20 protein-coding genes and 1 riboswitch are annotated in these 24,005 nt (G+C 74.0%); of the genes, 7 read left to right on the top strand and 13 right to left on the bottom strand.

Going from position 1 to position 24,005, the window contains the following annotated elements:
• Positions 1-66: 66 nt before the first annotated feature.
• The 8 genes from D7294_RS04735 to D7294_RS04700 all read right to left on the bottom strand — a co-directional run bounded on the left by D7294_RS04735 (position 67) and on the right by D7294_RS04700 (position 10,035).
• Complete coding sequence (locus D7294_RS04735; RefSeq protein WP_120675804.1) at positions 67-1,173, bottom strand: LLM class flavin-dependent oxidoreductase; 1,107 nt, start codon at positions 1,171-1,173, stop codon at positions 67-69.
• Positions 1,170-2,525: an NtaA/DmoA family FMN-dependent monooxygenase gene (locus tag D7294_RS04730; RefSeq protein ID WP_120675802.1), complete on the bottom strand. Its 1,356-nt coding sequence runs from the start codon at positions 2,523-2,525 to the stop codon at positions 1,170-1,172. The genes D7294_RS04735 and D7294_RS04730 overlap by 4 nt, the downstream gene beginning before the upstream one ends.
• Positions 2,522-3,574 (bottom strand): LLM class flavin-dependent oxidoreductase, encoded by a 1,053-nt coding sequence (locus tag D7294_RS04725; protein WP_120675800.1) that lies wholly within the window; start codon positions 3,572-3,574, stop codon positions 2,522-2,524. Before D7294_RS04725 ends, D7294_RS04730 begins: the two co-directional genes overlap by 4 nt.
• Positions 3,575-3,623: 49 nt before the next feature.
• Positions 3,624-5,417 (bottom strand): dipeptide ABC transporter ATP-binding protein, encoded by a 1,794-nt coding sequence (locus tag D7294_RS04720; protein ID WP_120675798.1) that lies wholly within the window; start codon positions 5,415-5,417, stop codon positions 3,624-3,626.
• On the bottom strand, positions 5,414-6,415 hold the full coding sequence (locus D7294_RS04715) for an ABC transporter permease (RefSeq protein ID WP_120675796.1): 1,002 nt from the start codon (positions 6,413-6,415) through the stop codon (positions 5,414-5,416). The genes D7294_RS04720 and D7294_RS04715 overlap by 4 nt, the downstream gene beginning before the upstream one ends.
• Positions 6,412-7,350: an ABC transporter permease gene (locus D7294_RS04710; RefSeq protein WP_241562137.1), complete on the bottom strand. Its 939-nt coding sequence runs from the start codon at positions 7,348-7,350 to the stop codon at positions 6,412-6,414. The genes D7294_RS04715 and D7294_RS04710 overlap by 4 nt, the downstream gene beginning before the upstream one ends.
• Positions 7,351-7,421: 71 nt before the next feature.
• Positions 7,422-9,044, bottom strand: a complete 1,623-nt coding sequence (locus D7294_RS04705) for an ABC transporter substrate-binding protein (protein ID WP_120675794.1) — start codon at positions 9,042-9,044, stop codon at positions 7,422-7,424.
• Between the two features lie 409 nt (positions 9,045-9,453).
• Positions 9,454-10,035: an ATP-binding protein gene (locus D7294_RS04700; RefSeq protein WP_194117728.1), complete on the bottom strand. Its 582-nt coding sequence runs from the start codon at positions 10,033-10,035 to the stop codon at positions 9,454-9,456.
• A 196-nt stretch (positions 10,036-10,231) separates the two neighbouring features.
• On the opposite strand from D7294_RS04700, the gene D7294_RS04695 reads away from it, so the two are divergent.
• The 4 genes from D7294_RS04695 to D7294_RS04675 all read left to right on the top strand — a co-directional run bounded on the left by D7294_RS04695 (position 10,232) and on the right by D7294_RS04675 (position 13,641).
• Positions 10,232-11,083 (top strand): helix-turn-helix domain-containing protein, encoded by an 852-nt coding sequence (locus D7294_RS04695; RefSeq protein WP_120675792.1) that lies wholly within the window; start codon positions 10,232-10,234, stop codon positions 11,081-11,083.
• A gap of 9 nt (positions 11,084-11,092) precedes the next feature.
• Positions 11,093-11,284: a hypothetical protein gene (locus tag D7294_RS04690; RefSeq protein ID WP_120675790.1), complete on the top strand. Its 192-nt coding sequence runs from the start codon at positions 11,093-11,095 to the stop codon at positions 11,282-11,284.
• A gap of 1,156 nt (positions 11,285-12,440) precedes the next feature.
• Positions 12,441-13,007: a hypothetical protein gene (locus D7294_RS04680; RefSeq protein WP_120675785.1), complete on the top strand. Its 567-nt coding sequence runs from the start codon at positions 12,441-12,443 to the stop codon at positions 13,005-13,007.
• Positions 13,008-13,116: 109 nt separating this feature from the next.
• Positions 13,117-13,641 carry a hypothetical protein gene (locus D7294_RS04675; protein WP_147450774.1) on the top strand — a complete coding sequence of 175 codons (525 nt, stop codon included), beginning with the start codon at positions 13,117-13,119 and terminating at the stop codon, positions 13,639-13,641.
• A 222-nt stretch (positions 13,642-13,863) separates the two neighbouring features.
• Here the strand turns inward: D7294_RS04675 and D7294_RS04670 are convergent, their stop codons facing one another.
• The 3 genes from D7294_RS04670 to D7294_RS04660 are packed head-to-tail and all read right to left on the bottom strand — an operon-like array spanning position 13,864 to position 17,124.
• On the bottom strand, positions 13,864-14,430 hold the full coding sequence (locus D7294_RS04670) for a hypothetical protein (protein WP_147450773.1): 567 nt from the start codon (positions 14,428-14,430) through the stop codon (positions 13,864-13,866).
• Between the two features lie 18 nt (positions 14,431-14,448).
• Entirely contained in the window at positions 14,449-16,689 is a 2,241-nt protein-coding gene (locus D7294_RS04665; protein ID WP_120675779.1) for a DUF6571 family protein, read from the bottom strand.
• Between the two features lie 6 nt (positions 16,690-16,695).
• A complete protein-coding gene (locus D7294_RS04660; RefSeq protein WP_120675777.1) occupies positions 16,696-17,124 on the bottom strand; it encodes a hypothetical protein in 429 nt (142 codons plus the stop codon).
• Positions 17,125-17,426: 302 nt separating this feature from the next.
• Between D7294_RS04660 and D7294_RS04655 the strand changes: the two genes are divergently transcribed.
• Positions 17,427-18,755, top strand: coding sequence for a geranylgeranyl reductase family protein (locus D7294_RS04655; protein ID WP_120675775.1), 1,329 nt, complete (start codon positions 17,427-17,429; stop codon positions 18,753-18,755).
• Here the strand turns inward: D7294_RS04655 and D7294_RS04650 are convergent.
• Entirely contained in the window at positions 18,712-19,176 is a 465-nt protein-coding gene (locus tag D7294_RS04650; protein WP_120675773.1) for a PPC domain-containing DNA-binding protein, read from the bottom strand. The two genes, D7294_RS04655 and D7294_RS04650, sit on opposite strands and share 44 nt — an antisense overlap.
• A gap of 376 nt (positions 19,177-19,552) precedes the next feature.
• Between D7294_RS04650 and rfbB the strand changes: the two genes are divergently transcribed.
• Positions 19,553-20,533 (top strand): dTDP-glucose 4,6-dehydratase, encoded by a 981-nt coding sequence (gene rfbB, locus D7294_RS04645; RefSeq protein ID WP_120675771.1) that lies wholly within the window; start codon positions 19,553-19,555, stop codon positions 20,531-20,533.
• Between the two features lie 141 nt (positions 20,534-20,674).
• On the opposite strand, the gene D7294_RS04640 is transcribed toward rfbB, so the two are convergent.
• A complete protein-coding gene (locus D7294_RS04640; RefSeq protein WP_120675769.1) occupies positions 20,675-22,189 on the bottom strand; it encodes an aminotransferase class V-fold PLP-dependent enzyme in 1,515 nt (504 codons plus the stop codon).
• A 304-nt stretch (positions 22,190-22,493) separates the two neighbouring features.
• Positions 22,494-22,610: riboswitch (SAM riboswitch) on the bottom strand.
• 172 nt (positions 22,611-22,782) lie between these two features.
• Between D7294_RS04640 and D7294_RS04635 the strand changes: the two genes are divergently transcribed.
• Complete coding sequence (locus D7294_RS04635; protein ID WP_120675766.1) at positions 22,783-23,838, top strand: hypothetical protein; 1,056 nt, start codon at positions 22,783-22,785, stop codon at positions 23,836-23,838.
• Positions 23,839-24,005 lie beyond the last annotated feature (167 nt).

The raw sequence follows: 24,005 nt of genomic DNA, 5'->3' as shown, positions 1-24,005 counted from the left end.
GGGCGGCGGCCCGTGCGCGGCCGGGGGCCTCACTCCCCGGGGCCGGCGGTGCCCTGCCCCGGGGACTCAGGCGGCGGCGCGCGGCCCTCCGACGTCACCCTCCGGGTCGCCGGCCGTCCACAGGTCCGTGGGCGCCTCGCGGCGCAGCACCGGCGCCACCTCCTCCGCGAAGCGCTGCAACTGCTCGATCTGCTCCGGAAGTTCGAGGCCGAAACCGTCCACGCTGACGGACTGGAGGTCGTGGCGGTAGGCGGCGTGGTAGCCGAGGATCTTCTCGATCACCCGCTGCGGGCTGCCGATCAGCTGCGGGCCGCCCGCCATGGCCTCCTCGATGGTGCGGAAGGGCGTGTTGTAGCCGGGCCTGCCCGCCAGGTGGGGCTTGTGGTTCTGCCGCACCCGCGCCTCGTAGCGCTCCCGGTAGCGCGCGACGGCGCGCCGGTCGGTGTCCGCGAGCAGCAGCCCGCCGGAGCCCGCGGCCACCCGCGCGCTCGCCGGGTCCCGCCCGTACGCCTCCCAGCGCTCGCGGTAGTGGGCCAGCAGCGCGGCGTACGCCTCCCGGGGCTGGATCGCGTTGGCGACGAACAGCGCGTCGCCGTGTTTCGCCGCCAGCTCGGTGGAGTGGCGGCTGGTGGCCGAGCCGTGCCAGACCCGCGGCGGGCGGCCCAGGTAGGGCCTGGGGACGGTGGTGACCCCGTGCAGCGGCGGCCGGAACTCGCCCGACCAGTGCACCTCCTCCTCCCGCCACAGGCGGCGCAGCAGCTCGTACTTCTCGGCCTGGTAGTCCCACTGCCTGGCCTCCTGGAGGCCGAAGAGGGAGAAGTGCCCGGCCTCCGCGCCCTTTCCGACGACGAGTTCGAGGCGGCCGCGGGAGAGCTGGTGCAGCGTCGCGTAGTCCTCGGCGACCCGCACCGGGTCGAGGATGGCCACCACGGTCACCCCGGTCATCAGCCGGATGCGCGTGGTGTGGCCGGTGAGCGCGCCGAGGACCACGCCGGGGCTCGACGAGAGGAACGCGCCGGCGTGCCGCTCCCCCACCGCGAAGGCGTCGAAGCCGAGCCGCTCGGCGGCGACCGCGGTCTCGACGACCTCCGCGAACCTGTCCTCCGGCGCGGTGGGCCGGCCGGTGAGCGGGTCGGGCGCGTTGCCGATCAGGGTGAGGACGGAGAATCTCACGACGGCCTCCCGGGGGCGGCGAGTTCACCGTCGGCCGCGGCCCGCGTGCCGCGCGGTGCGGGCAGGCCGAGGTGGTGGCGCAGCGTGCCGCCCTCGTAGTCCGCGCGGAAGGCGCCGCGCTCCTGCAGCAGCGGCACCACGCGGTCCACGAACTCGTCGAGACCGCCCGGGGTCAGGTGCGGCACGAGGATGAACCCGTCCGCGGCGTCCGCCTGGACGAACTCGTCGATGGCGGCGGCCACGGTCGCGGGGGTGCCGATGAACGACTGGCGGCCGGTGAGTTCGATGACGAGTTCCCGGATGGACAGCTTCCGCTCCTCGGCCCTGGCCCGCCACTGCGCGGCCACCCCGAACCGGTCGCCCGCGTGCGCCCAGCCCTGGACCAGGTCGCTGTCGGGCACCGGGTCCACCTCGGGCAGCGGGCCCTCGGGGTCGTAGGCGGACAGGTCCCGGCCCCAGACGCGTTCCAGGGTGGCGATCGCCGTCTGCGGGCTGACCTGCCGGCGGCGGATGCCGGCGGCGCGCTCCGCGGCCTCCTCCTCGGTGTCCCCGAGGACGAAGGTGGCGCCGGGCATGATCTTCAGGTCCGCGGGCGACCTGCCGTGGGCGGCGAGCCTGCGCTTGACGTCGGCGTAGAAGGCGCGTCCTTCCTCCAGCGTGCCGTGGCGGCTGAAGACCACGTCCGCGGTGGCGGCGGCGAACTCGCGGCCCTCGTCCGAGTCGCCGGCCTGGATGATCACCGGGTGGCCCTGGGGGCTGCGCGGCAGGGAAGCGGTGGCCTCGACGGCGAACTGCGGGCCGCGGTGCCCGACCGTGCGCGGCGGGCCGCCCGCCGGCCAGGAGTCCCACAGCGCGCGGGCCACCTCGACGAACTCGGCGGCCCTGCGGTAGCGGTCGGCGTGGTCGAGGTAGCCGCCGCGCCTGAAGTTCTCGCCGGTGAAGGCGTCGGAGGAGGTGACCACGTTCCACGCGGCCCGGCCGCCGGAGAGGTGGTCGAGCGAGGCCAGGCGCCTGGCCAGTTCGGCGGGCTCGTTGAACGTGGCGTTGACGGTGGCGGCCAGGCCGAGGCGGCTGGTCACCGCGGCGAGGGCGGCGAGGACGGTGAGGGACTCGGGGCGGCCGACGACGTCCAGGTCGTGGATGCGGCCGCCGCGTTCCCGCAGCCGCAGCCCCTCGGCCAGGAAGAAGAAGTCGAACCTGCCGCGCTCCGCGGTCCGTGCCAGGTGCCGGAAGGAGGAGAACGCGATCTGGCTGCCGGATTCGGGGTCGCTCCACACGGTGGTGTTGTTGACGCCGGGGAAGTGGGCGGCGAGGTGCACCCGCTTGCGCGGGCGGCCTTGGCCTGCTGTCACGGTGCCTCCTTCGCGTAGCGGCTGGCGGGGCGCGGCAGCCCCAGGTGGTCCCGGAGGGTGCGCCCCCGGTATTCGGTGCGGAAGAGGCCCCGCGCCCGCAGCGGCGGCAGGGTGCCCTCGACCAGGGCGGCCAGGTCGGCGGCCGGGGCCGCCGAGGTCAGGTGGAAGCCGTCGGCGCCCGACTCGGCCTGCCGGGCGGCGAGCAGCGCGGCGAGGCCGGCGGGCGAGCCGCGGAAGCCGGCCGCGGGCGCGGGCGGGCCTGGCGGCCGTTCCGCGCCGCCGAGGTCCACGGCCAGCCGGAGCAGCACGCGGACGGCCTCCGGGTCGCGGCCGGCGGCGGCGACCCGCTCCCGCAGGGCCACGGTGGCGCGGCGGGCGTCGCCGGCGTCCGCGGCCAGCAGCACGAGGTCGGCGTGCCTGGCGGCGAGTTCGTGGCGCGCGGCGGGGTCCTCCGCGCCGAGGGCGACGGCGACCGGGGGCCTGCCCTGCGGGGGGCGCGGCACGATGGAGGGGCCGCGGACGCGGAACCAGCGGCCCTCGAAGTCGATGTAGTGCAGCTTGTCGCGGTCCACGAAGCGGCCGGTGGCCACGTCCCTGATCTCGGCGTCGTCCTCCCAGCTGTCCCACAGCCGGGCGGCGACCTCGGCCGCGTCCGCCGCCTCGGCCCACAACTCGGCCTCGGGGGCGGCGGGTTTGCGGCCGAAGGCGGCGGCCTCCGCCTCCCCGCGGGAGACGTCGACCAGCCAGCCCGCCCTGCCCTCGCTGACGAAGTCGAGGGTGGCGAGCGCGGAGGCGGTGTGGAAGGGCTCGGTGTGGGTGGTGGTGACGGTGGGGACCAGCCCGAGGTGCCGCGTGGCGGGCGCCACCCGGGCCAGGACGGCGACCGCGTCCAGGCGTCCTGCGCTGCCCGGCGGGGGCGGCGCGAAGGAGTCGCCGAGGGTGACGAAGTCGAGCGCCCCGCGCTCGGCGCGGCGCACCAGGTCGGTCCAGCGGGCGGCGGAGTGGGCGTTGCCTGCCGGGTCGTCGAGGGCGAACGAGAGCGTCAGCACCGGGCGTTCTCCTTCCTGGGCGCGGGGGCCGCGGTCCGGGGTATGGGGGTCATGGCCGTCCTTCCGCGCGTGCCCGCCCGCCGGGGATGGCGGCGAGCAGCTGCCGGGTGTAGGGGTGGGCGGGGGCGGTGAAGAGCCGCTCGGCCGGCCCGGTCTCGACCAGCCGCCCCTGCTGCATCACGCCCACCCGGTGCGCGATCTGCCGCACCACGGCCAGGTCGTGCGAGATGAACAGGTAGGCCAGGCCGAGTTCGCGCTGGAGGGTGGCGAGCAGCGTCAGGATCTGCGCCTGCACGGAGACGTCGAGGGCCGACACCGGCTCGTCGCAGACCACGAGGTCGGGTTCCAGGGCGAGCGCGCGGGCGAGGGCGACGCGCTGCCGCTGGCCCCCGGACAGCTCCCGCGGCCGGCGGCGCAGCGCGGCGGAGGGCAGCGCCACCTGGTCGAGCAACTCCGCGGCGCGGCGGGTGCGTTCCCGGCGGCCGTGGGTGCGGAACGCCCGCAGCGGCTCGCCGATCAGCTCGGCCACGGTGTGGCGGGGGTCGAGGGAGGAGTAGGGGTTCTGGTAGACGATCTGCATGCGCCGCCGCAGGCGCCGCAGCTCGCCTGGGCGCAGTCCCGCGAGGTCCTGCCCGGCGAAGCAGACCCGGCCCGCGGTGGGCCTGGCCAGCCCCACGGCCAGCCGCGCCGTGGTCGACTTGCCCGAGCCCGACTCGCCGACGAGCGCGAAGGTCTCGCCGCGCGCCACGTGGAAGCCGACGCCGTCCACCGCGCGCAGGGCGCGGCGCCCGGTGGCCCGCGGCAGCGGGAAGTCCTTCACCAGCCCCTCGGCGAGCAGGAGTTCACCCCCGCGGCCCGCCTCCGCCCGGGCACCTTCCGCACGGCCCGGGTCCGCCCGGCCCGGGTCCGCGCGGCCCGGGTCCGCCGCGGGCCCGGCCGGTGCGGGTCCGGCCGGTGCGCGCCCGCCAGGTCCCGGCCAGGCCAGGCTGGGGGCCGCGGCGAGCAGCCGCCTGGTGTCGGCGTGCCGCGGGTTGCCGAGGACCTCCGCGGTGGGGCCGTGCTCGACGACCTCCCCGCGGGACATCACCAGGGTGCGGGCGGCCCGGTCGGCGGCCACGCCCAGGTCGTGGGTGATCAGCAGCAGGGCCGTGCCCGACTCGCGCGCCAGGCGCTCCAGGTGGTCGAGGATCTGCCGCTGCACGGTGACGTCGAGGGCGCTCGTGGGCTCGTCCGCGATCAGCAGCCGGGGTCCCGCGGCCAGGGCGACGGCGATCAGGACCCGTTGCCGCATGCCGCCCGACAGCTCGTGCGGGTACTGGACGGCGGTGGTCTCCGGGTCGGGCAGGCCGGCGTGCCCCAGCAGTTCGACGGCGCGTTCCCTGGCCGCGCGCCGGGTCGCGAGCCGGTGCACGAGCAGGGCCTCGGCGACCTGCCGGCCGACGCGCTGCACCGGGTTGAGGGCCACCATCGGGTCCTGCGGCACCAGGCCGATGTCCCGGCCGCGCCGCTCGCGCAGCCGCCGCTCCGGCGCGGCGGCCAGGTCCTCCCCGTCGAAGGCGATGCGGCCCGCGGTGCGCCTGCCGCCGCCGGGAAGCAGGCCGACGAGGGCGTGCGCGGTGGTGGACTTGCCCGAGCCCGACGCGCCGACCAGGGCGACGGTCTCGCCGCGGCAGACGTCGAGGTCGACGCCGCGCACCACCTCCGTCTCGCCGTAGGCGACCCGCAGGCCGCGCACGGCCAGCAGCGGAGGGCTCTCCCCGGCCGCCGGCGCGCCCTCGGCCCCGGCAACGTCCGCTGCCCCGGCGGCGTCCTCGGCCCCGGGCCTGGTGTCGGGAACGGTCATCGCACGCTCGCCTCCTCCTCGCGCTCCAGGGCCCTGGCGATCCGGTTGGCGGCCAGCACGGTGGCCGCGATCGTCAGCCCCGGCAGGGTGGTCAGCCACCAGGCGGTGGCCAGGTAGTCGCGGCCGTCGGCGACCAGGGCTCCCCACTCGGGCTGCGGCGGCTCCGCGCCGTAGCCGAGGAAGCTGAGGGCGGAGACCGCGAGCAGGACGGTGCCGAACTCCACGGCCGCGAACACCAGGACCGGCCCCCAGGCGTTCGGCAGGACGTGCCGCAGCACCACCGCGTGCCGGCGCACGCCCAGGGAGTGCGCCGCCTCCACGTAGTCGGCGGCGCGCACCCGCAGCACCTCGGCGCGCATCAGCCGGGCGAAGCCGGCCACGCTGGTCAGCCCGACCGCGAGGGCGACCTTCACGGTGCCGAAGCCGAGCGCGGTCACCACGGCCAGGGACAGCAGCAGCGCCGGGATGGAAAGCAGCACGTCCGTGCAGCGCGTCAGCACCACGTCCACCCAGCCGCGCAGCGCCCCGGCGAGCAGGCCCACCGCGGAGCCGGCGAACAGCGCGATGCCGACCGCGAGCCCCGCCGCGCGCAGGCTGGCCGAGGAGCCGTGCACGGTCCTGGCGAACAGGTCACGCCCCAACTGGTCGGTGCCGAAGGGGTGGTGCACGCTCGGTGCCAGCAGCTTGTCGGCCGGCACCCCGGTCAGCGGGTCCCGCCCGGTGAACAGCCCGGGCGCCACCGCGGCGAGCAGCACCAGCGCGAGCAGCAGCAGCGAGAGCGCGAGCCCGGGGCGCCCGAGCAGGAAGCGCACGCGCCCGGTCCACCCGGAGGGCGCCCCCGCCCGCCAAGGGCGCCCCGGCGGCAGCCCGCTGCGCAGCCCCCTCCTCAGGAGCCTGCCCGCGGCGTTGTTCCGGCCGTTGCCCGGGCCGCTGCCCACGGCGTTGCTCCGGCCGCCGCCCGCGGCGTTGCCCAGGCCGCCGTTCCGGCCGCCGCTCATGCCGTCACCGCCCTTCCGGCCCGCACCCGAGGATCGAGCAGCGGGTAGCAGAGGTCGACCAGCAGGTTCGCCAGGACGTAGACGGCGGCGCCGAACGCCACCACGCCGAGCACCAGCGGAATGTCCTGGGCGCCGACCGCCTGCGCCGTGGTCCGGCCGAGTCCCGCCCGGGAGAACACGGTCTCCACCACCACCGAGCCGCTCAGCAGGTTGCCCAGCAGCAGGCCGGCGACCGTCAACGGGGGCAGCGCGGCGTTGCGGGCGGCGTGCGCGAAGTGCACCCGCAGCCGCGAGGCCCCCTTGGCGCGCGCGGTCTCGGCCCAGGGCTCGGCCAGGGCGGTGCGCAGGCTCCGGGCGAAGACCTGCGCCAGCACCGCCCCGCTCGGCAGGGACAGGGTGAGCGAGGGCAGCACCAGCGAGCGCCAGCCGTCCTGGCCGATGGCCGGCAGCAGGCCCCAGCGGAAGGAGACCACCTGGATCAGCAGCAGCCCCACCCAGAAGGTGGGCGCCGAGACGCCGGCCGCGGGCAGCGAGAGCAGCAGCTGCCGCAGCCGGCGCAGCCGCGTGTAGGTCGCGGCCAGCGCGAGCCCCGCGCCGCCCACCACGGCCAGCACCAGCGCGGTCGCGGTCAGCTGCACCGTCGGCGGCAGCGCCTCCGCGATCACCCGGCGCACCGGCTCCCCGGTCTGCACCGAGGCCCCGAAGTCGCCGTGCGCCGCGTCGAGCAGCCGCGTCGCGTACTGCCGCCAGGCCGACTGGTCCAAGCCGTACTCGGCGCGCAGGTCGGCGAGTTGTTCCTCGGTGACGGAGGTGGCCTCCCCGCCGCCCGAGGCCATGATCGTCACCGGGTCGCTCGGCAGCAGGTACAGCACGCCGAAGGCCAGGGTGAACGCCGCCCACAGCACCAGCAGCGCCTGGAGCAGCCGCCAGGCCACGAACCCGAGCCCGCGGCCCGCCGCGCGCCGGAGCCTGCCGCGCGCCGCGCGCCCGGTCACGCGCCGGCCGCTCACGAGACCCACGTGTCGTGCAGCTGGATGCGGGAGGATGCCTCGAAGTCCAGGTCGTGGACCCGGTCCGCGAGGCCGAGCACGGTGGTCAGCTCGAACACCGGCACGGCCACGGCCCGCTCCAGCAGTTCGCGCTGCGCCCGGGCCGAGAGGCCGGCGCGTTCCCCGGCGTCGGTGGCGGCGTTCTGCCCTTGCAGCAGCTCCTCCAGGGTGCTGTCCGCGGGCAGGTGGCCGTAGTTGGTCAGCGCGGCCGAGTACTGGGTGCGCATGATGTCGGGGTCGGTGCGCGTGGTGTTGCCCCAGGTGAAGTCGTAGTCGCCGGCCTCGCGTTCGGCCAGGAAGTCGGCCAGCGGCGCGGTGCGCAGCCGCAGTTCGACGCCGGCCTCCTTCAGCTGCTGCTGGAGCAGCTGAAGGACGTTTTCGTTGGGCCCGAAGTTCTCCGTCCACAGGACCGTGAGGCTCAGCCGCTCGCCGTCCTTGACCCGCACCCCGTCGGGACCCGGCTCCCAGCCGGCCTCGGTCAGCAGCCGCTTCGCCTCCTCCGGGTCGTGGGCGAGGGCGCCGGACAGGTCGGCGTAGGTGTGGGTGGTGTGGGCGAGGGCGCTGGTGGCGGGCACGAAGGAGGGGCTGAGGACGGTGTCCACGACCTCCTGCCGGTCGACGGCCGCCTGCACCGCGCGCCGCACCCGCTCGTCCCGGAGGGCGGGCCGGGCCAGGTTGGCCGAGAGCCCGAAGGGCAGCCCCGGGTTGCTCCGGCTCTGCACCCGGAACCCGGCGTCCGCCAGGCCCTGTTCGTCCTGCGGCGCCACGCCGCCGATGGCGTCCACCTGGCCGGACTGGAGGGCGCCGGTGCGCACCCCGGACTCGGGGATCACCCGGAAGGTCAGCTTCTCCAGGTACGCCGGGCCCCGGTGCCGCCACAGCGAGGACCCCCAGGCGTAGTCCTCCCGGCGGGTCTCGACGACGACCTGGTTGGGCCGGTACTCCTCCAGCACGAAGGCGCCCGAGCCGACCAGGTGGTCGGTGCAGCGCTCGGCGGCCGGCAGGCTGGTGGTGGAGCGGGCGAGAAGACCCAGCGAGAACGTCGACGTGGCCTGCAGGAACTGGGCGTTGGGCTGCTCGAAGGCGACCCGCGCGGTGTGGGCGTCGGCCACGGTGGTGCCCACGTACCCGGCCAGGTAGCCGCTGCCGAGCGGGGCCTGGGCGCCGAGCCGGACGATGGCGTCGAAGTTGTCGCGCACGGCCTGCGCGTCGACGGGGGTGCCGTCGCTGAAGGTGGCGTCCTCGCGCAGGTGGAAGGTGAACTCGGTGGCGTCCTCGTTGATGTCCCAGGAGGTCGCCAGCCAGGGGACGATCTCGCCGGTCTCCGGGTCCTCGTCGGTGAGCGAGTCGACCAGCTGCCGCGCCGGGTAGATGGCGTCGTTGTTGGCCCGCTGCTGCGGGTCCACGCACACCGGGTCGGAGGCCAGGGCGAAGGTCAGCTCGCCGCCCGGGCCCGGGGTGCCCTCCGCGGCGGCGGTGGACCCACCGGCGGAACAGCCGGCGGTGGCGAGAAGTCCCGAGACGACGAGTGCGGCGGCCAGCGCCGCGGGGCGTGTCGAGGTGCGGGGTGAACGTGCCATGGAGCGACTCCGTGGGAGATCGACCGCAGGGGGAACCGGTGCGGCGGCACCGGCGAACGTGAGTGGCGACGGTGGGGAAAGTCAGGGAAGGGGGCGCAGGGAGGTGAGGGGGTGAGGGGGTGTGAGGGGGCGGTGGGGCGCGGCGGCTGGGCCGGCGCACGCGCGTGCCTGTGCTGCCGAGGCGCCGTCGGACGCGGCGCGTTTCTCTCACTGTCCCCGCGGTATGTTGCCGCATCGTGTAAGGCAGATGGCGGCTTCAACGGCCCGGGCCCCGCCCCCTCGCCGACGCGGAATGCGCACGCCCCTCGACCGCACGCCCGCGCTTCACGCCCGCTCGACCGGGCGTGTGTGCCTCACGCCCCCTCGCCCGTGCGCCCGCGCTCACGCCCCTCGGCCGGGCGCGTGTGCCTCACGCCCCTCGGGCGGCGCGGCGGAGGGTGGCCCAGGTACGCGTTCCGGTGCCCGGGTGCTGCGCGGCGGCGAAGCCCCACGCGCCGCCGTGGGCACCGACCAGTTCCGGAGTCAGCCGGAGGGCGGCCCGGCGCAGCCGGTCGCAGGAGGCCGCGAGCAGGGGGTGCGCGTGCCGCTCGTGGGTGTCGTACACGGTGAGGCGCAGCACCTGCTCCCGGTGACGCAGGCTCAGGAACACCTCCTCCCCCGGCTCCGTGAACCGGCAGGCGCAGGACACCAGTTCCCGCACGAGGAGCAGCGCCGGGTCGAACAGCTCGCCCAGGCGGTGCACGTCGAAAACGGTCGCGGCCGTCTCGCGCGCGACCAGGGGCGTGCTCGCGGCGCAGGGCATGGTGAAGCTGTAGGCGAGGTTCCCCGGGTGCGGCTCGTCGAGTTCGGGCGGCGGCGGGCACCGCGTGAACCTCGCCGGCGGGAACCGCAGCGGCCGCACGTCCGCCTCCTCCTTCCCCGGCCGGTCACACCGGGCGGCCCCGGCTTCCGCGCCGTCTTCCGGCAGGGCTTCTGGCTCGACTTCGGGCATGGCAACTCCGCTCGCCGATGGGTTGGTTGCACGTACGCCACGTACGCTTGCCGCTCGCCGCACGTGAGCAGTGCGCTACCGAAGGTAGCGCATGCTGTGGTCTTTCCGCCACCAATGCAGTGGCATTTGCATCACCTGACGGCCTGTATCGTGTTCCCGGACAGACCACAGCGACCTCCGAGCGGAGAGGGGCCCGATGCCTCCACGGACGACTCCCACGCAACGCCAGAAGAGACTCGGGGCCGAGATCCGCAAGCTGCGCACCACCGCGGGCATGTCCGTCGAGTACGCGGCAGGTCTGCTGGGCGTGGACAGAGGCAAGATCTCGAACATCGAGTCGGGCGTCCGCAACATCAGCGCCGAGCGGCTGCGGACCCTCGCCGCCCACTGCGAGTGCGCCGACGAGCGCTACGTGGCCGCACTCACGGAGTTCACCAAGCGCCCGGGAACCAACTGGTGGGACGAGTACCGGGGGAGGTTGTCGCCGGGGCTTCTTGACCTCGCCGAGTTGGAGTGGCACGCCGCCCGCATCCAGACCATGCAAACGGTGCACATTCCCGGCCTGCTCCAGACCGAGGACTACGCCCGCAGTGTCTTCGAAGCGGTGCTGCCACGGCTCTCCCGTCTGGAGGTCGAACTGCGGGTGGCGCACCGGCGTGAACGGCAACGCGTCCTGGACCGTGATCTCCCCGTCGACTATGTCGGCTTCGTGCATGAGGCGGCACTCCGCATGCAGTTCGGCGGCCGGAAGGCGGCGAAGGATCAGCTCCTCGCCCTGAATGAGGCGGGCGAGCGGGAGAACATCACCATCCGCGTCCTCACCGTCGACCGCGGAAGCTTCCCGGGCGCCGGGCACGCGCTGCTCTACGCCGAAGGTCCCGTGCCCCAGCTGGACACCGTGCAGCTGGACTCGGCCCACGGCCCTGAGTTCGTGCACGCCGAGTTGCAGCTGGCCAAGTACCGCGAGCATCTACGGTGGATGGACGAGGCATGCCTTTCGGCGTCCGCCTCGCGGGACTTCATTCACGCCGTTGCCCGTGAACTCTAAGGAGGCTTCGTGTCCGACATCACCTGGGAAGAGCCCTTCTGCGGAGAAGGCAACAACTGCTTTCGGCTTGGTACCGATGCCGAGGGCAACGCCTACATAGCGGTCGCCGGCCAGGAACACGCCTACCTGACCGACACCCGCGAGGCCCTCGCCGCCCTCATCCGCGACATCAAGGCCGGAAAGGCCGACCACCTGCTCTAGTCGCGCGCGGCCAGCGCGCCGCGCCCGTTCCGGGGGGCCATGGACAGCGCCCGAGCCCCTTGTTACCGTCCCGGTGGTGACCGGCGCACGGCCGGGCACCACCGGCGCACATCGCCACGAGCCGAAGGCAGGGGGTCGGATCTTGCGCGCACGAGTGGCCACCGCCCCGTTGACCAGGCGCCTTCCCATCGACCTGCGCCGGTCGGCCAGCTCGCTGTGTAGCTGAGACCGCCAGGCCGGGACGCCGCGGCCCTCCGTGGCGCGCCCCCGCACCCGTCCGCCTCCCCTCGCGGGTACTCCCCCTCGGCCCCGGTTTTCCGCAGGCCCACCCTGCGGATGTCCTCAGCCGCTCAAGGTTCCCCACCTGCGGACGGCCGCAGCTCGCGCCGGCGCACGCCCCCGGCATCCGGGCGCACCCCCATCACCCGGCAACTCCTCATCCGCACACCCCCTTCGCCGCGCGGGCGGCCCCCTTGCCCGCGCACTCCCCCGTGCCGTCCACCGGTTCGCAGCGGTCGGCCGCCCCGTCGCGGCCGGCCGCCCTCCCGGCGCCGCGACGTCCCTCCCGCGTGTCCCGTCCGTCCCGTCCGGCCTTGCCTGGCGGTGCCAGGCCGCGGCGGGGCCGTCGCGCGTTCACCCTTCCCCTCGTCCCTCCCCTCCTTCCTCCCCGCAGTCCCCCCTGCCCGCACTCCTGGTGGGCCCGTTCCACCCCGGCGGGCCTCGTTCCGTCCTGTGGTGGGCCCGTTCCCTCCTGATGGGGCTCGTGATGACCTCGGGAGACGGACTCGTTACCCTGGGTGCGATCGCAGGCAGGGGCATTGACCTGCAGGAGATCGACCCGGGGGGCAATGGGGAGCTTCGACGAGGGGGGGCGCGCATCCAGGCCGACGTGCGGGAGCGGGTGGCGCGTACCCGGCTGGACTCGGCGGGCGGCGGGCGGGGTTCGGGCGCACGCTCCGGGCTGGGCGCTGACTGGGGGGGCGGTCGACTCAGCGAAACAGGCGGTCACGCTGGCTGCGTCCGGCACGTTCGCCCAAGAGAGCCAGGACATGACGGACCTACGCAACACGGCGACCAGGATTGTGACGGACCAGTTCGGTGCGGTGATCGGCTGGCATCCGCCCGCCGCGGAAACGGAATAAAGGAAGGTCTGCCGATGAATCGCTCCGAGAGGTCGGGCGCATTGGCGCTGGCGCTGGCGGCGCTCCTCCTTGGTTGTGGGGGACCCTCCGGGCGGGAGTACGCGTTACCTCGGAACTTTTGTGGGGTTGATCTTCCGCAGGAGGATTTTGAGTCCTTGTTCCCGGCCGGTTCAAAACTGTTAATTCAGCCTTCCTTTGATGACTCCTCGGCTTGGGCTGGATCTCGTTACTGTCGCATCGCCGTTGACGGAGACGATGTCATCCGGGCGGATGCCAACGGCGTCGACAGTTTCGAGGGCGCCATCGTGCACAGCGACCTGTCCGTCGAAATGGATGAGGCGGAGCCTGTGGAGGGCGAATTCGATGCGTTCGTGTGGCCGCACGTGGCGATGGCCACGGCTCCGTGTCACTTGGACAGCGGTGCGGGGTTCAACACCATTGAGACTCTGACACTTGCGCTGACCGCAGACAGCCCCGGGGACGATGACGAGTCCGTGCGGGTGCTGTCGGAACTGATTCAGCCGTTCATGGCCGCGACGGTGGAGATGACGGCCTGTCAGGAGGGTGACCGGCAGTCGTGAAAGGCGCGCAAGTGCGCAGCCTGGTCGGATCACCGGCGTCGACTGTCATTCGCTCGGTTGACGGGTAAGGTGTGTGAGGTCTTCCGGAGGGTGGGGGATGTCCCGGAGCGTGGGCGTAGCGTTGTCGGTTTCTATTCTTGCTATTTCTGTCGTTGGGGGTGATGGAAGTCCGGGAAGCCGTGATTATGCCTTGCCGGAGCAACTTTGCGGGGTGGCCATTCAACAAGACGTGTTCGCGCCTCTCTTCCCTGCGGGCTCCGAGTTGGAGATCGAGAGAAGTTTCACCGATTTCGAGACCAACTTCGTTGGCCGTCGATGTGTTGTGGACGTGGACGGGGAGCAGGTGATCTGGGCGAAGACGAGCGGCTTCGAACCGGCTGATGTCATCGGTGCGGAGGGGCTGCCCGTCTCGCTGGACGACGCGACGGCGGTTCCCGGGGATTATCGCGCGATGGTCTGGCCGGGAGTCGCTATTGCGCAAGCTCCATGTGAGATCCCGGAGATTACGGACAGCCTCACGGTCGCCCTTCGGGTCGAGTACCCAAGGGATGACGAGGAATCGGAGCGTGTTCTTGCGGAGCTGATTCAGCCCTTCATGGCCGGAGCGTTGGCGATGGTGCCCTGTGGGGAGTAGGGGGAAGGGGCTTGAGTGAGAACCCGTGGAGGGGAGTTCGACCATGGCTGAATCAGATCCGACAACACCCGCACCGATTCGTCATTATCCCCCGGACCGTCCGCGGACAGCACAAGCGTCAACGCGCCGCAGACTACCCCCTCCCGTAACGCCCAACCGCCGGCCACCCGGACGACAGCCAACGGGAAATGCACGTCCCGCCAGGGAAACGCGCGTACGCGATCAGGAATTCCCTTCGTTCTCCTCACATGGCGTCATCTCAACCGTCTCCGCCATGAACGGCTGAATCAGACTCGACAGCAAACGCACCGACTCGTCGTCGTCCCCGGGACTGTCCGCGGACAGAACCAGCGTCAGAGTCTCGATGTAGTTGTTTCCTTCGACGTTTGGCACCACACAAGGCGCCGTGGCCATTGCTACATGCGGCCACACCACAGCATCGAATTCCCCGTCCACGGGCTCTGCATCATCCATTTCCACAGACAGGCCGCTGTGGACAATCGCATTCTCGAAGCTGTCGACGCCGTCGGCATCCACCCGGATCACCTCTTCTCCGTCAACGGAGACCCGGCAATAACGAGAGGCGGCACCGGCCGAGAAGTCATCGTAAGAAGGCTGAACGATCAGTTCCGATCCGGGGGGAAACAACGCCTCGTAATCTTCCTGCGGAAGATCGACGTCACAAAAATTCTCCGGCAGTGCATACTCCCGCTCAGCGGACCCTCCGCACCCGAGAAGGAAAATCGTCAGCACCACCACGAACGCGCTTGAACTCGCGGAGCGATACATGATCCTTATCTCCCATAGTTACGCATCCGCGCCAGGCGGACTCCAGCTGATCCTGAGGCCGAAATGGCTAGTGACCGTCCTGGTAGCCGCGTTGCGCAGATCGGTCATGTCCTGGCTGTCTTCATCGAAGGTGCCCGACGCGGCAACCGTGACCGCCCGCTTCGCTGCGTCGATCGCCGCCCGGTGGCCGGTTTCGTAGCTGTCGCCGGCATTTTGTGCAGCGTCTTCGCTGTTGTCTCGTTCGAGCGTGGAAAAGATACTCTCGGACAGCTCTGCCACTCCCCATTCGATGACAGGACCCGCCACCCCTGCCCGCTCCGAGACGGCGCCAACGCATTCGTCGAGCACCATTCCCGCCCAATCCTCAACGAGATCGAGCCTTTCGTTGTATTCCACGTCTCCACTGATCCCGGCATCGTATACGGCATCCGCTCGGGCCTGGCTCATAATTCCCGCCATCTGCGCTCCGGAAGCCACAGCATTTTCGACTCTGTCAGCCCAGCTCATCCCTTCCCCAAGCGGTTGGTCAAACTGACGGTCCAGAGCAAAGGCGGTGTACGCCTGTTGTGCGCCCGTGATGATCGCGTGCGCTTCCTGGTCTCTGCCGAGTTGTCCGAGGAATTCCGTTACGGGCAAGCCATTTAGATCAACGATCCCCTCCATCCCGGTAGGGAGTTCCAACCCGCTCACCGCAAGCTGGAAGTCCCCCATATAAGCCCCCGTCATCCGGGCCAGTTCCGGCCGGAGGGACTGGAAGGGGCCCGTGTCGGAGAGGGGGGCGGCGTTGTTGGCGGAGAGGGTTTCGACGACGTCGTGCATGATGCGGGCGCCCGCGTCCGTGATGTCGATTCCGCGGGTGCCGGGGCCCACGTCCGGGGGGACGCCCGTGGTGGCGGACTGGAGTGCCGCGCCGAGGCCGTCGAGGTCGCCCTGGACGTAGGTGACGGACGCGCCCGAGGGCAGGCCGAGTTGGGCCCAGTCGCGGTGGTTGAGGAGGTAGTCGAGGCGGTCGTTGCCGTGCGCGGGGTCGAGGTAGGAGGCGGCGACGTCCGGCTGGTGGCTCATGATGCCCAGGAGGCCGTCCATCGGGTCCAGGGCGAACGCGGCCAGGTCGGCCTCGTCGATGCCGTCCACGTTCAGGTCGTCGGCGCCCAGGTGCCACAGGTCCGGGTCGCCACCCTGCTCCGGGTCCTCCGCGGCCCGTACGTCGTCGGCGAGGTCGTGCAGGAAGCGTTCCGAGAAGTCGCCGGCCACGCCGTCGTCGGCGGTGCCCATCATGCCGACCAGGAGCTGGTAGCCGCGCACGTCCTCCCGTTCGGTGAGCCCGTCCACGGCGTACCCGGCGACTCCCGCCTCGTGCAGGTCGGCCATGAAGTCGGCGTAGAAGCGGCCCGCCGGGCTCTGGGCCCACTGCGGGTACTCCTCGGCGGGCACCCGGGTCGCCGTGGCGAGCGCGGCGGCCAGGCCGTTGTTCAGCGCGTGGAAGCGCCGGCCGAGGGCCGAGTCCCCGGCCTCGCCCGCGTGTTCGGCGATGCGTGCGGACAGGTCGATGAGGCCGTCGGCCCCGAGGTTTTCCAGGAGGGCGCGGGTGAACTCCCCGTCGTCGGCGTTGCCGCTCAGCAGCCGGTTCAGCTGTTCCCACTCGGCCGCGGTCAGCTCCTCGCCCTCCGCGAGGCGTTCGGCGAGTGCGCCGGCGCGCGCGGCCAGTGCCTGGTCCTCGCCGGCCAGCGGGGAGCCGTTGAACACGCCGGCCCGCCTGCCGTCCCGGCCCTGGACGATCTCGGCGAGCGCGATCCGCAGGTTGTAGTCGGCCTCGTTCGCCTGCGCGACCAGGTCGTTGACCTGGGCCTGCCACTCGGCCCTGCCGTCTTCCAGCTCCGGGATGCCGGAGCGTTCGAGGGCGTCGCGCACGTCGCCGCCGCCGCTGATCTCGAAACCGGCGGCCCGCGCCTCCTCGGACAGCGCGGTCAGCGCCTCCCGCAGCCGCCGCAGTTCGGACACGCCCTCGCGGATGACGCCCGCGAGCGCGCGGGCCTCCGACTCGGCCGCGCCCAGCTCGCCCTCCGTGTTGGAGAACCGCCAGGCGGCGGCCTCCGCGCTGATGCCCCACCACACCTCGCCGGTGTTCGAGACGCTCGCGACGTGCTGGGCGTAGTCCTCCTTGGCGTCGGCGAACTCCCCTGCCGCGCCGTCCAGTTCGTCGGCCACCGTGGTCAGGTGGGCGAAGTCGAGCTCCAGGATCTCCGCGTAGGTCGGCACGGCCCGTCACTCCGGGTCGGTGATCGACGGGTTGAGGGCCCGCATCCGGTGGCCCAGTTCGGCGTCGAGGCCCTGGAAGTCGGACGCGGTCGAGCGTAAGGCGTTGCTCTCCACCTCCAGTTGGCCCCGTAACGCGGAGACCTGGGCCTGCCAGCGCTCCAGGACCGTGTGCAGGCCGCGCGCCGTCTCCCAGCCGGCCAGGCGGGAGGCGGCCTGCGTCAGGCTGTCCACCGGCCGCTCCCCCGCCGAGGCGACGCCGGGCAGCGTCTCCCGGTCGAGGTGGTCCGCCGCCGCCCGTTTCGCCCCCCAGTCGGCGCCGAGCCCGGGGCGTGCGCCCGAACCCTGCCCGTCGCCCGCCGAGTCCAGCCGGGTACGCGCCACCCGCTCCCGCGCATCGGCCTGGATGCGCGCCCACTCCTCGTCGAAGTTCCCCATTGCCAACCCCCCCGGGTCGATGTCCTGCAGGTCGATGCCCTCCCTGCGATCGCACCCAGGGTAACGAGACCGTCTCCCGAAGTCATCACGAGCCCCACCAGGATCGCGGAGAAACGAAGGGAGAAACGAGCGGAGAAACCACCGGAGAACCGGGGGGAGGAGCAGCGGGACCAACAGGGGGAGGAGGCGCCGCGGGGCCGTGGGCGTGTTCGGGGTCGTGCGGCTCGTTCCGGGGGCGCTGGGTGTGCGGCCGCTAAGGTCGATCGCGCCCCTCGGCAGTTCGCATCGGGAAGGACCGCGCCATGGCAAAACGCCGTAAGCCCGCCGAAGCCGCCGACGTCATCGTGGTGGGCGCAGGGCCCGCCGGGTCCTCCGCGGCCTGCCACCTGGCCGGGCACGGGCTCGACGTGCTGCTGCTGGAGAAGTCGGAGTTCCCCCGCGAGAAGGTGTGCGGCGACGGCCTCACCCCGCGGGCCGTGCACCAACTGGCCCGGATGGGCGTCGACGTGGGCGGCGAGGGCTGGCAGCGCAACCGGGGCGTGCGGTTCGTGTCCGGCGAGACCTCCGTGGAGATCGACTGGCCGGAGAGCCCGCGCTTTCCCGGTTTCGGGCTGACCAGGTCGCGGCATGACTTCGACGACCTCCTGGCCCGCCGCGCCGTCGCCGCGGGCGCGCGGCTGCGTACCTCGGCCCGGGTGACGGCCCCCGTGCTCGACGCCACGGGGCGGGTGCGGGGCGTCGAGGCGGCGGTGGGGCCCGAAGGGCGCGCCGAGAGGTTCGAGGCGCCGCTCGTCGTGGCCGCCGACGGGGTGTCGGCCCGGCTGGGCGTCGCGCTGGGCATCCGGCGGCTGCCCCACCGGCCCATGGCCACCGCGATCCGCCGCTACCACCGCACCGAGGCCAGGCACGCCGACCCCTACCTGGACATCTGGGGCGACCTGACCACGCGCCCCGGCGGGCCGGCGCTGCCCGGCTACGGCTGGATCTTCCCGATGGGCGACGGCCGGGTGAACGTCGGCCTCGGCCTGGTCAGCACGCCGCGTGCCCCCGGCGTCGACACCCGCCGGGTGCTCGACGACTGGCTGGCCCGCACGCCGGAGGAGTGGGGCCTGCGCGATGCGGCGGGCGTGGACGGGCCGGTGCGCGGCGCGGCCCTGCCGATGGGCTTCAACCGGCTGCCGCACTACAGCCGCGGCCTGCTGCTCGCGGGGGATTCCGGCGGCATGGTGAGCCCGTGGAGCGGCGAGGGCATCCCGTACGCGCTGGAGTCGGGCGAGCTGGCGGCCGAGGTGGTGACCGACGCGCTGGCGCGGCCGGGCGGCCCCTGGCGCGAACGGGTCCTGCGGCGTTACCCGGACGAGGTGCGCCGCCGCAACGGCCGCTACTACCGCCTCGGCAACGCCTGGGCCGCGCTGCTGACCAGGCCCGCGGTCACCTCGCTGATCAGCCGCCGGCTGATCACCTCGCCCGCCGCGATGCGCTACGCCATCCGGGTCCTGGTCAACCTGACCGACGAACGCGACGGGGACGCCGCGGACCGCCTCATCACGACGCTGATGCGGGCGGTGCCGAACCCGGCGCCGCGGCTCAGCCGGCGCTCGCGGGCCCCGAGGAGGCGTCCAGGTCGATGAGGGCGAGCCCGGTCGCCGGGTCGAGCCGCTTGCGCAGGTGGGCGGGGGTCTCGGTGAGGACGATCTCCATCGTGGGGTGCACGGTCGCCGCCATGAGGTGACCGCCGATGGCCGAGGAGCTCTTGCGGCCGAGGACGACGTGCGCGTGCAGGGCGGGCTCCCCGTCCTGCGTGGCGACGTCGCCGATCAGGGACAGCACCTCCATCTGCTCCTCGAAGCGGGTGCTGCGGTAGTCGCCGATGTCCGGGTCGAAGTAGCCGAGGGTGGCCTCCCGGCAGGCGCCCACCGCGGTCAGCCCGGCCCCGGTGATCCCCTCCTGCCGCGCGAACCCGGAGATGCTGCCGAACGCCTCGTCCCCCGAGTCCAGCACGAGCACGAAGGTCCGCAGCCCGCCCTGCTCGTACACCAGCCTGCTGCGCACCCCGGCCTCCCGACACGATCGGCGAATGGGCCCGTCCTTCACGGTAAGCCGGGCACCCCCCGGCCGCAGGTCGGTGCGGGCCCGGGGCGGCGCGGCCCGCGGGGCGGGAGCGGCGCGGGGGCGGCGCGGGGGCGGCGCGGGGGCGGCGCGGGGGCGGGGGCCGCGCGGGGGCGGGAACGGCGCGGTGCGGTCCGCGATCGATAACGTTCGGAAGGCGGCCTGGGCCGCTCATCTCCGCAACGGCCCGTGCACCCGCGAAACGACCCACCCGACCACGACCCCCGCCACGGCCCGACCCCGGGCCCAGCCCCCGCCCGACCACGGCGACCCACCCGACCACGGCGATCCGAACGAACCTCAAGGTGCGGACTGCGACATGACCGGAATCCTGGTGACCGGCGGAGCCGGCTTCATCGGCTCGCACTACGTGCGGATGCTGCTCGGGCCCGGGGGCCCGGGCGGCGTCCGGGTGACCGTGCTCGACGCGCTCACCTACGCGGCGCAGCCCGCCACCCTCGACCCGGTACGCGGCCACCCCGGCTTCCGCTTCGTGCACGGCGACATCAGGGACGCGGGCCTGGTCGGGCGGCTGGCCGCGGAGCACGAGGAGATCGTCCACTTCGCCGCCGAGTCGCACGTGGACCGGTCCATCGCGGACGGCACCGCCTTCGTGTCGACCAATGTGCTCGGCACCCAGACCCTGCTGGAGGCGGCCAGGCGCGGCGGGGTGCGGGCCCTCGTGCACGTGTCGACCGACGAGGTGTACGGCTCGCTGGCCTCCGGGTCCTGGCGGGAGACCGAGCCGTTGCGGCCCCACTCCCCCTACGCCGCCTCGAAGGCGGCCTCCGACCTGCTCGTCCTCGCCCAGCACCACACCCACGGGTGCGACGTGCGGGTGACCCGCTGCTCCAACAACTTCGGCCCCCACCAGTTCCCCGAGAAGCTCGTCCCGCTGTTCGTCACGAACCTGCTCGACGGCCTGGACGTCCCGCTCTACGGGGACGGGGGGCACGTGCGGGACTGGCTGCACGTCGACGATCACGTCCGCGGCATCGAATTGGTGCGCACCCGGGGGCGGGCGGGCGAGGTGTACCACATCGGCGGCGGCACCGAGTTGACGAACCGGGAGCTGACCGCGCGGCTGCTCGCGGCCTGCGGCGCGGGCTGGGAACGGGTGCGGCACGTGCCCGACCGCAAGGGCCACGACCGGCGTTACTCCCTGGACTGGAGCAAGATCAGCCGTGAGCTCGGCTACCGGCCGCGCGCCGATTTCGACACCGCGCTGGCCGAGACGGTCGCCTGGTACCGCGAGCACCGCGCCTGGTGGGAGCCCCTGAAGGCGCGCGCCGCGCGGTGAGCGGCCCGAACGGCCGCCCGCGCCCGGTGGGGAACGCGGGCGCCGCCGGGGTTGCCGGACCCGCCGGGGGCGCGCGCCCGGCCGGGGGCGCGGGCGCCGCCGGGGCTGATGGGGGCGCGGGGGCCGCGGGCGCCCGGCCGCTCAGGCGTCCGCCGGGGCCGGGACGGGGGCGGATGCCGGAGCCGGGGCGGATTCCGGGGCCGCGGCCGGGACGGGGGCCGTCGTCCGGGCAGGGCGGGCGCGTTCCGCGGCCAGTTCACCGACCGCGCGCACCAGGCGCGTGAGGTGCTCCTCCGGGGTGCCCGCCCCGAAGCTCACCCGCACCGCGCGCAGCGTGCCCTCGCAGTCGGCGGCCTGGCCCGGCTCGCCGAGCAGCCTCCGCACCAGCGGCTGGGCGCAGAACATCCCGGCGCGCACGCCGATGCCGTAGCGCTCGGCGAGGGCCTGGGCGAGTTCCCCGCTCTCCCAGCCGTCCAGGGTGAACGAGAGCACCGGCACCCGCGCCGACTCGGGCCCGAACAGGGCGAGTTCACTCAGCCCGGTAACCCCGGCGAGCCCCGCCCGCAGCCGGGAGAACAGGCGCCGCTCGCGGGCGGCGAGCGCCTCGGGTCCCGCCTCGGTCAGCGCCCGGCAGGCGGCGGCGATCGCGAGGGCGCCGATGACGTTGGGCGAGCCGGCCTCGTGCCTGGCCTCGCCCGTCTCCCAGTCGACGTCCACGCCGCCGTCCGCCGCCCTGCTGACGCGGCGGGTGGCCCCGCCGCCCGCCAGATAGGGCCTGGCCGGGTCGAGCCAGTCGCGGCGGCCGGCGAGCACCCCCGCGCCGAAGGGGGCGTACAGCTTGTGCCCGGAGAAGGCCACCCAGTCCGCGTCGAGGCGCGTGAGGTTCACCCGCCGGTGCGGCGCGAGCTGGGCCGCGTCCAGGACGAGGCGGGCGCCGTTGTCGTGGGCGGCGACGGCGAGTTCGCGCACCGGCCACAGCTCACCGGTCACGTTGGAGGCGCCGGTGACGCACAGCAGCCGCGGCCCGGCGGGGGCCGCGGCCAGCGCGGCCGCGGCGGTGGCCACCGCCGCGGCGGGCGAGGCGGGCGCCGGCAGGCAGGTCACCTCGTGTCCGTGGTGCGCCCACGGCAGCAGCGCCGCGTGGTGCTCGGTCTCGAAGACGAACACCCGGGTGCCGGGCGGCAGGGCCGCGGCGAGCAGGTTGAGCGAGTCGGTCGTGGAGCGGGTGAACAGGACCCGGTCGGCGGGGCGGCAGCCGAGGAAGCGGTGCACGGTCTCCCGGCTGCGTTCGAAGACCTCGGTCGAGAGCCGGGACAGGTGGCCGGTGCCGCGGTGGACGCTGCCGTAGCGGGGGGCGTACGCGGCGACCTCCTCCCAGACGCGGCGCAACACGGGGGCGCTTGCGGCGTAGTCGAGCGCCGCGTACTCGATCTCGCTCCCGTCCGCGAGCGGGGCGCAGACGCCCTCGCTGAGGACGGGCAGCGCGCCCGAGCCGGCGGCGGACGGGCAGCCGGAGGCGCCTTCCGCGTCGCGGCCGGCGGCAGCGGCGGCGGCAACGGGGGCGGGAACGGAGACCGCGGAAACGGAGGAAACAGAGGGAACGGAGGGAACGGAGGGAACGGAGGGAACGGAGGGAACGGGCACGGAAGCAGTCATGGTGGGTATCCCTTGGCGGGCCGTAGGCGGCACAGTGCCGCGGAAACGCGCGAGGGCGCGCAGGAAACGGGCGGAAAAGGACAGGGCCGGGCCGGTGTGGTCGCAGCCACGGGCGCGGGGCGACCCGGGCCCCGCCGCGCCGACGGGTTCCGCGTCCGTGCGGCTCACGGGCGCGGAACCGGCGTGGCGAAGCCGCGTGGCGGGCCGCGCCCGGGCGAGGCACCGACGGGCCGGGGAAACGGGTGGGGGCGCCGGGGAAGGGGCGCCTAGCGCATTCGCCTGTGCACGGGAAATCTCCTCCTGAGGGCCGCACTTGCCGCGAGGCGCGCGCCTCGCGACCCGGTCTTCACCCGGGGCACCCCACCGCGACGGAGGGTTGCCGGACAGCGGGCCGGGGCCCGTTCAGCTGTCACTCGTGACCTGCCGCGCATCTTTACACGGCGCCCGCGGAAGCGGCACCGCTGTCTCACTCTCCGGAACGCCGCTGCCCACGTCACGGTCGTTGCCCGCCATTAGGCTGAGGGCACTCATCGCGCCACGGCCCCACGCCGGCCGGTGGCGGCGGTGACCGCTCGTTGCGCGGAGGGATGAGGATGAGCCAGGAAGGGTCGGGGTTCGGGGGCCGGCAGGAGGGCCCGGGGGTGCCGCAGGGCGGGCCGTACGGATCGCCCCCGCCGGGCCAGGGCGCGCCGGGGCCCGGCTTCGGACAGCAGGTGCCGCCGCCGGGCGCCCAGCCACCCGCCCCGCCGCAGGGACAGCCGGGCGCCTACCCGCAGGCGCAGCCGGGCGCCTACCCGCCCCCGGGGCAGCCGGGGCCGCAGCCCTATCCGCCGCAGGGGCAGTCCTACCCGCCGGCCGGTCCGCAGTGGCAGGTCCCGCCCGCGCCGGGCCCGCAGGGCGGCGGCCCGGGGCGCCCCGGGCGGAGTAGGACGGCCGGCATCGCGATCGCCGCCGTGGTCGCGATCGCCGCGCTCGCCACCGTGATCGTGGTGGCCGTGAACGGCTCGGGCGACGACGAGGCGGACGGGGGCTCGGGCGGCAGCGACGGCTCCGGGGAGACCCACCAGCTCGTCCTGCCCGTCACCAGCGGGGACTTCAGGATCTCCGGGCAGGCGCGGACCAGCGACTCGCTCGACGCGGACAACCTGGCCTCGATCGGCGTCACCGGCGCCGAGAGCACCACCGGGCTGTACTACGCGGGCATCACCCCGGACGAGGCCGGCGCCCTGACGGACCTGTCCCAGCTGGGCGGCCGCGAGGTCAGCACCCTGGCCGTGATCGGCGTGTGGGGCACCGTGGCAGACCCGGAGGCGGCGGCGGCCGGGCTGCTCGAGGTCGGGGCGGGCCTGCAGGGCGAGAACGGGGGCACGGCCATCACCCTGGTCGGCGAGCCGCAGGACATGCAGCCCTCGGGCATCGGCGAGGCCGTCATGAAGTGCCAGTACGCCGAGGCGCCCGACCCGGCCACCGGGCAGACCGCCCAGGTCCCGCTGTGCGCCTGGGCCGACGACCACACCGTGGGCTTCACCGTGCTCCAGCGGCAGAACGCCACGGGCACCGTGGACGTGCCGCTCGACGTGGCGGCCGACCACACCTCGGCCCTGCGCACGGCCTCCCTGGTGGAGACCTCCTCCTCCCCCGCAGACTGAGCCGCCGCACCCCACGCCGGGCCGCCCGCACCCCACGCCGGGCCGCCGCACCTCACGCCGGGCCGCCCGCACCCCACGCCGGGCCGCCGCACCTCACGCCGGGGCGCCCGCCCCACCGCGAGGCGACGTGCCGGGCGCGGGCGCGAGGCGACGTGCCGGGCGCCGCG

The sequence above is a fragment of the Streptomyces hoynatensis genome (assembly GCF_003626535.1).
Taxonomy (GTDB): Bacteria; Actinomycetota; Actinomycetes; order Streptomycetales; family Streptomycetaceae; genus Streptomyces; species Streptomyces hoynatensis.
Note: the sequence above shows the minus strand (reverse complement) of the source record. Positions and strands in the feature narration are given on the sequence as shown.

Excerpts from the sequence above, each read along its gene's own strand:
- D7294_RS04720 (WP_120675798.1), bottom strand. The coding sequence starts at position 5,417 with ATGACCGTTCCCGACACCAGGCCCGGGGCCGAGGACGCCGCCGGGGCA.
- D7294_RS04715 (WP_120675796.1), bottom strand. The coding sequence starts at position 6,415 with ATGAGCGGCGGCCGGAACGGCGGCCTGGGCAACGCCGCGGGCGGCGGC.
- D7294_RS04705 (WP_120675794.1), bottom strand. The coding sequence starts at position 9,044 with ATGGCACGTTCACCCCGCACCTCGACACGCCCCGCGGCGCTGGCCGCC.
- D7294_RS04700 (WP_194117728.1), bottom strand. The coding sequence starts at position 10,035 with ATGCCCGAAGTCGAGCCAGAAGCCCTGCCGGAAGACGGCGCGGAAGCC.
- D7294_RS04695 (WP_120675792.1), top strand. The coding sequence starts at position 10,232 with ATGCCTCCACGGACGACTCCCACGCAACGCCAGAAGAGACTCGGGGCC.
- D7294_RS04680 (WP_120675785.1), top strand. The coding sequence starts at position 12,441 with ATGAATCGCTCCGAGAGGTCGGGCGCATTGGCGCTGGCGCTGGCGGCG.
- D7294_RS04670 (WP_147450773.1), bottom strand. The coding sequence starts at position 14,430 with ATGTATCGCTCCGCGAGTTCAAGCGCGTTCGTGGTGGTGCTGACGATT.
- D7294_RS04660 (WP_120675777.1), bottom strand. The coding sequence starts at position 17,124 with ATGGGGAACTTCGACGAGGAGTGGGCGCGCATCCAGGCCGATGCGCGG.
- D7294_RS04655 (WP_120675775.1), top strand. The coding sequence starts at position 17,427 with ATGGCAAAACGCCGTAAGCCCGCCGAAGCCGCCGACGTCATCGTGGTG.
- rfbB (WP_120675771.1), top strand. The coding sequence starts at position 19,553 with ATGACCGGAATCCTGGTGACCGGCGGAGCCGGCTTCATCGGCTCGCAC.
- D7294_RS04640 (WP_120675769.1), bottom strand. The coding sequence starts at position 22,189 with ATGACTGCTTCCGTGCCCGTTCCCTCCGTTCCCTCCGTTCCCTCCGTT.
- D7294_RS04635 (WP_120675766.1), top strand. The coding sequence starts at position 22,783 with ATGAGCCAGGAAGGGTCGGGGTTCGGGGGCCGGCAGGAGGGCCCGGGG.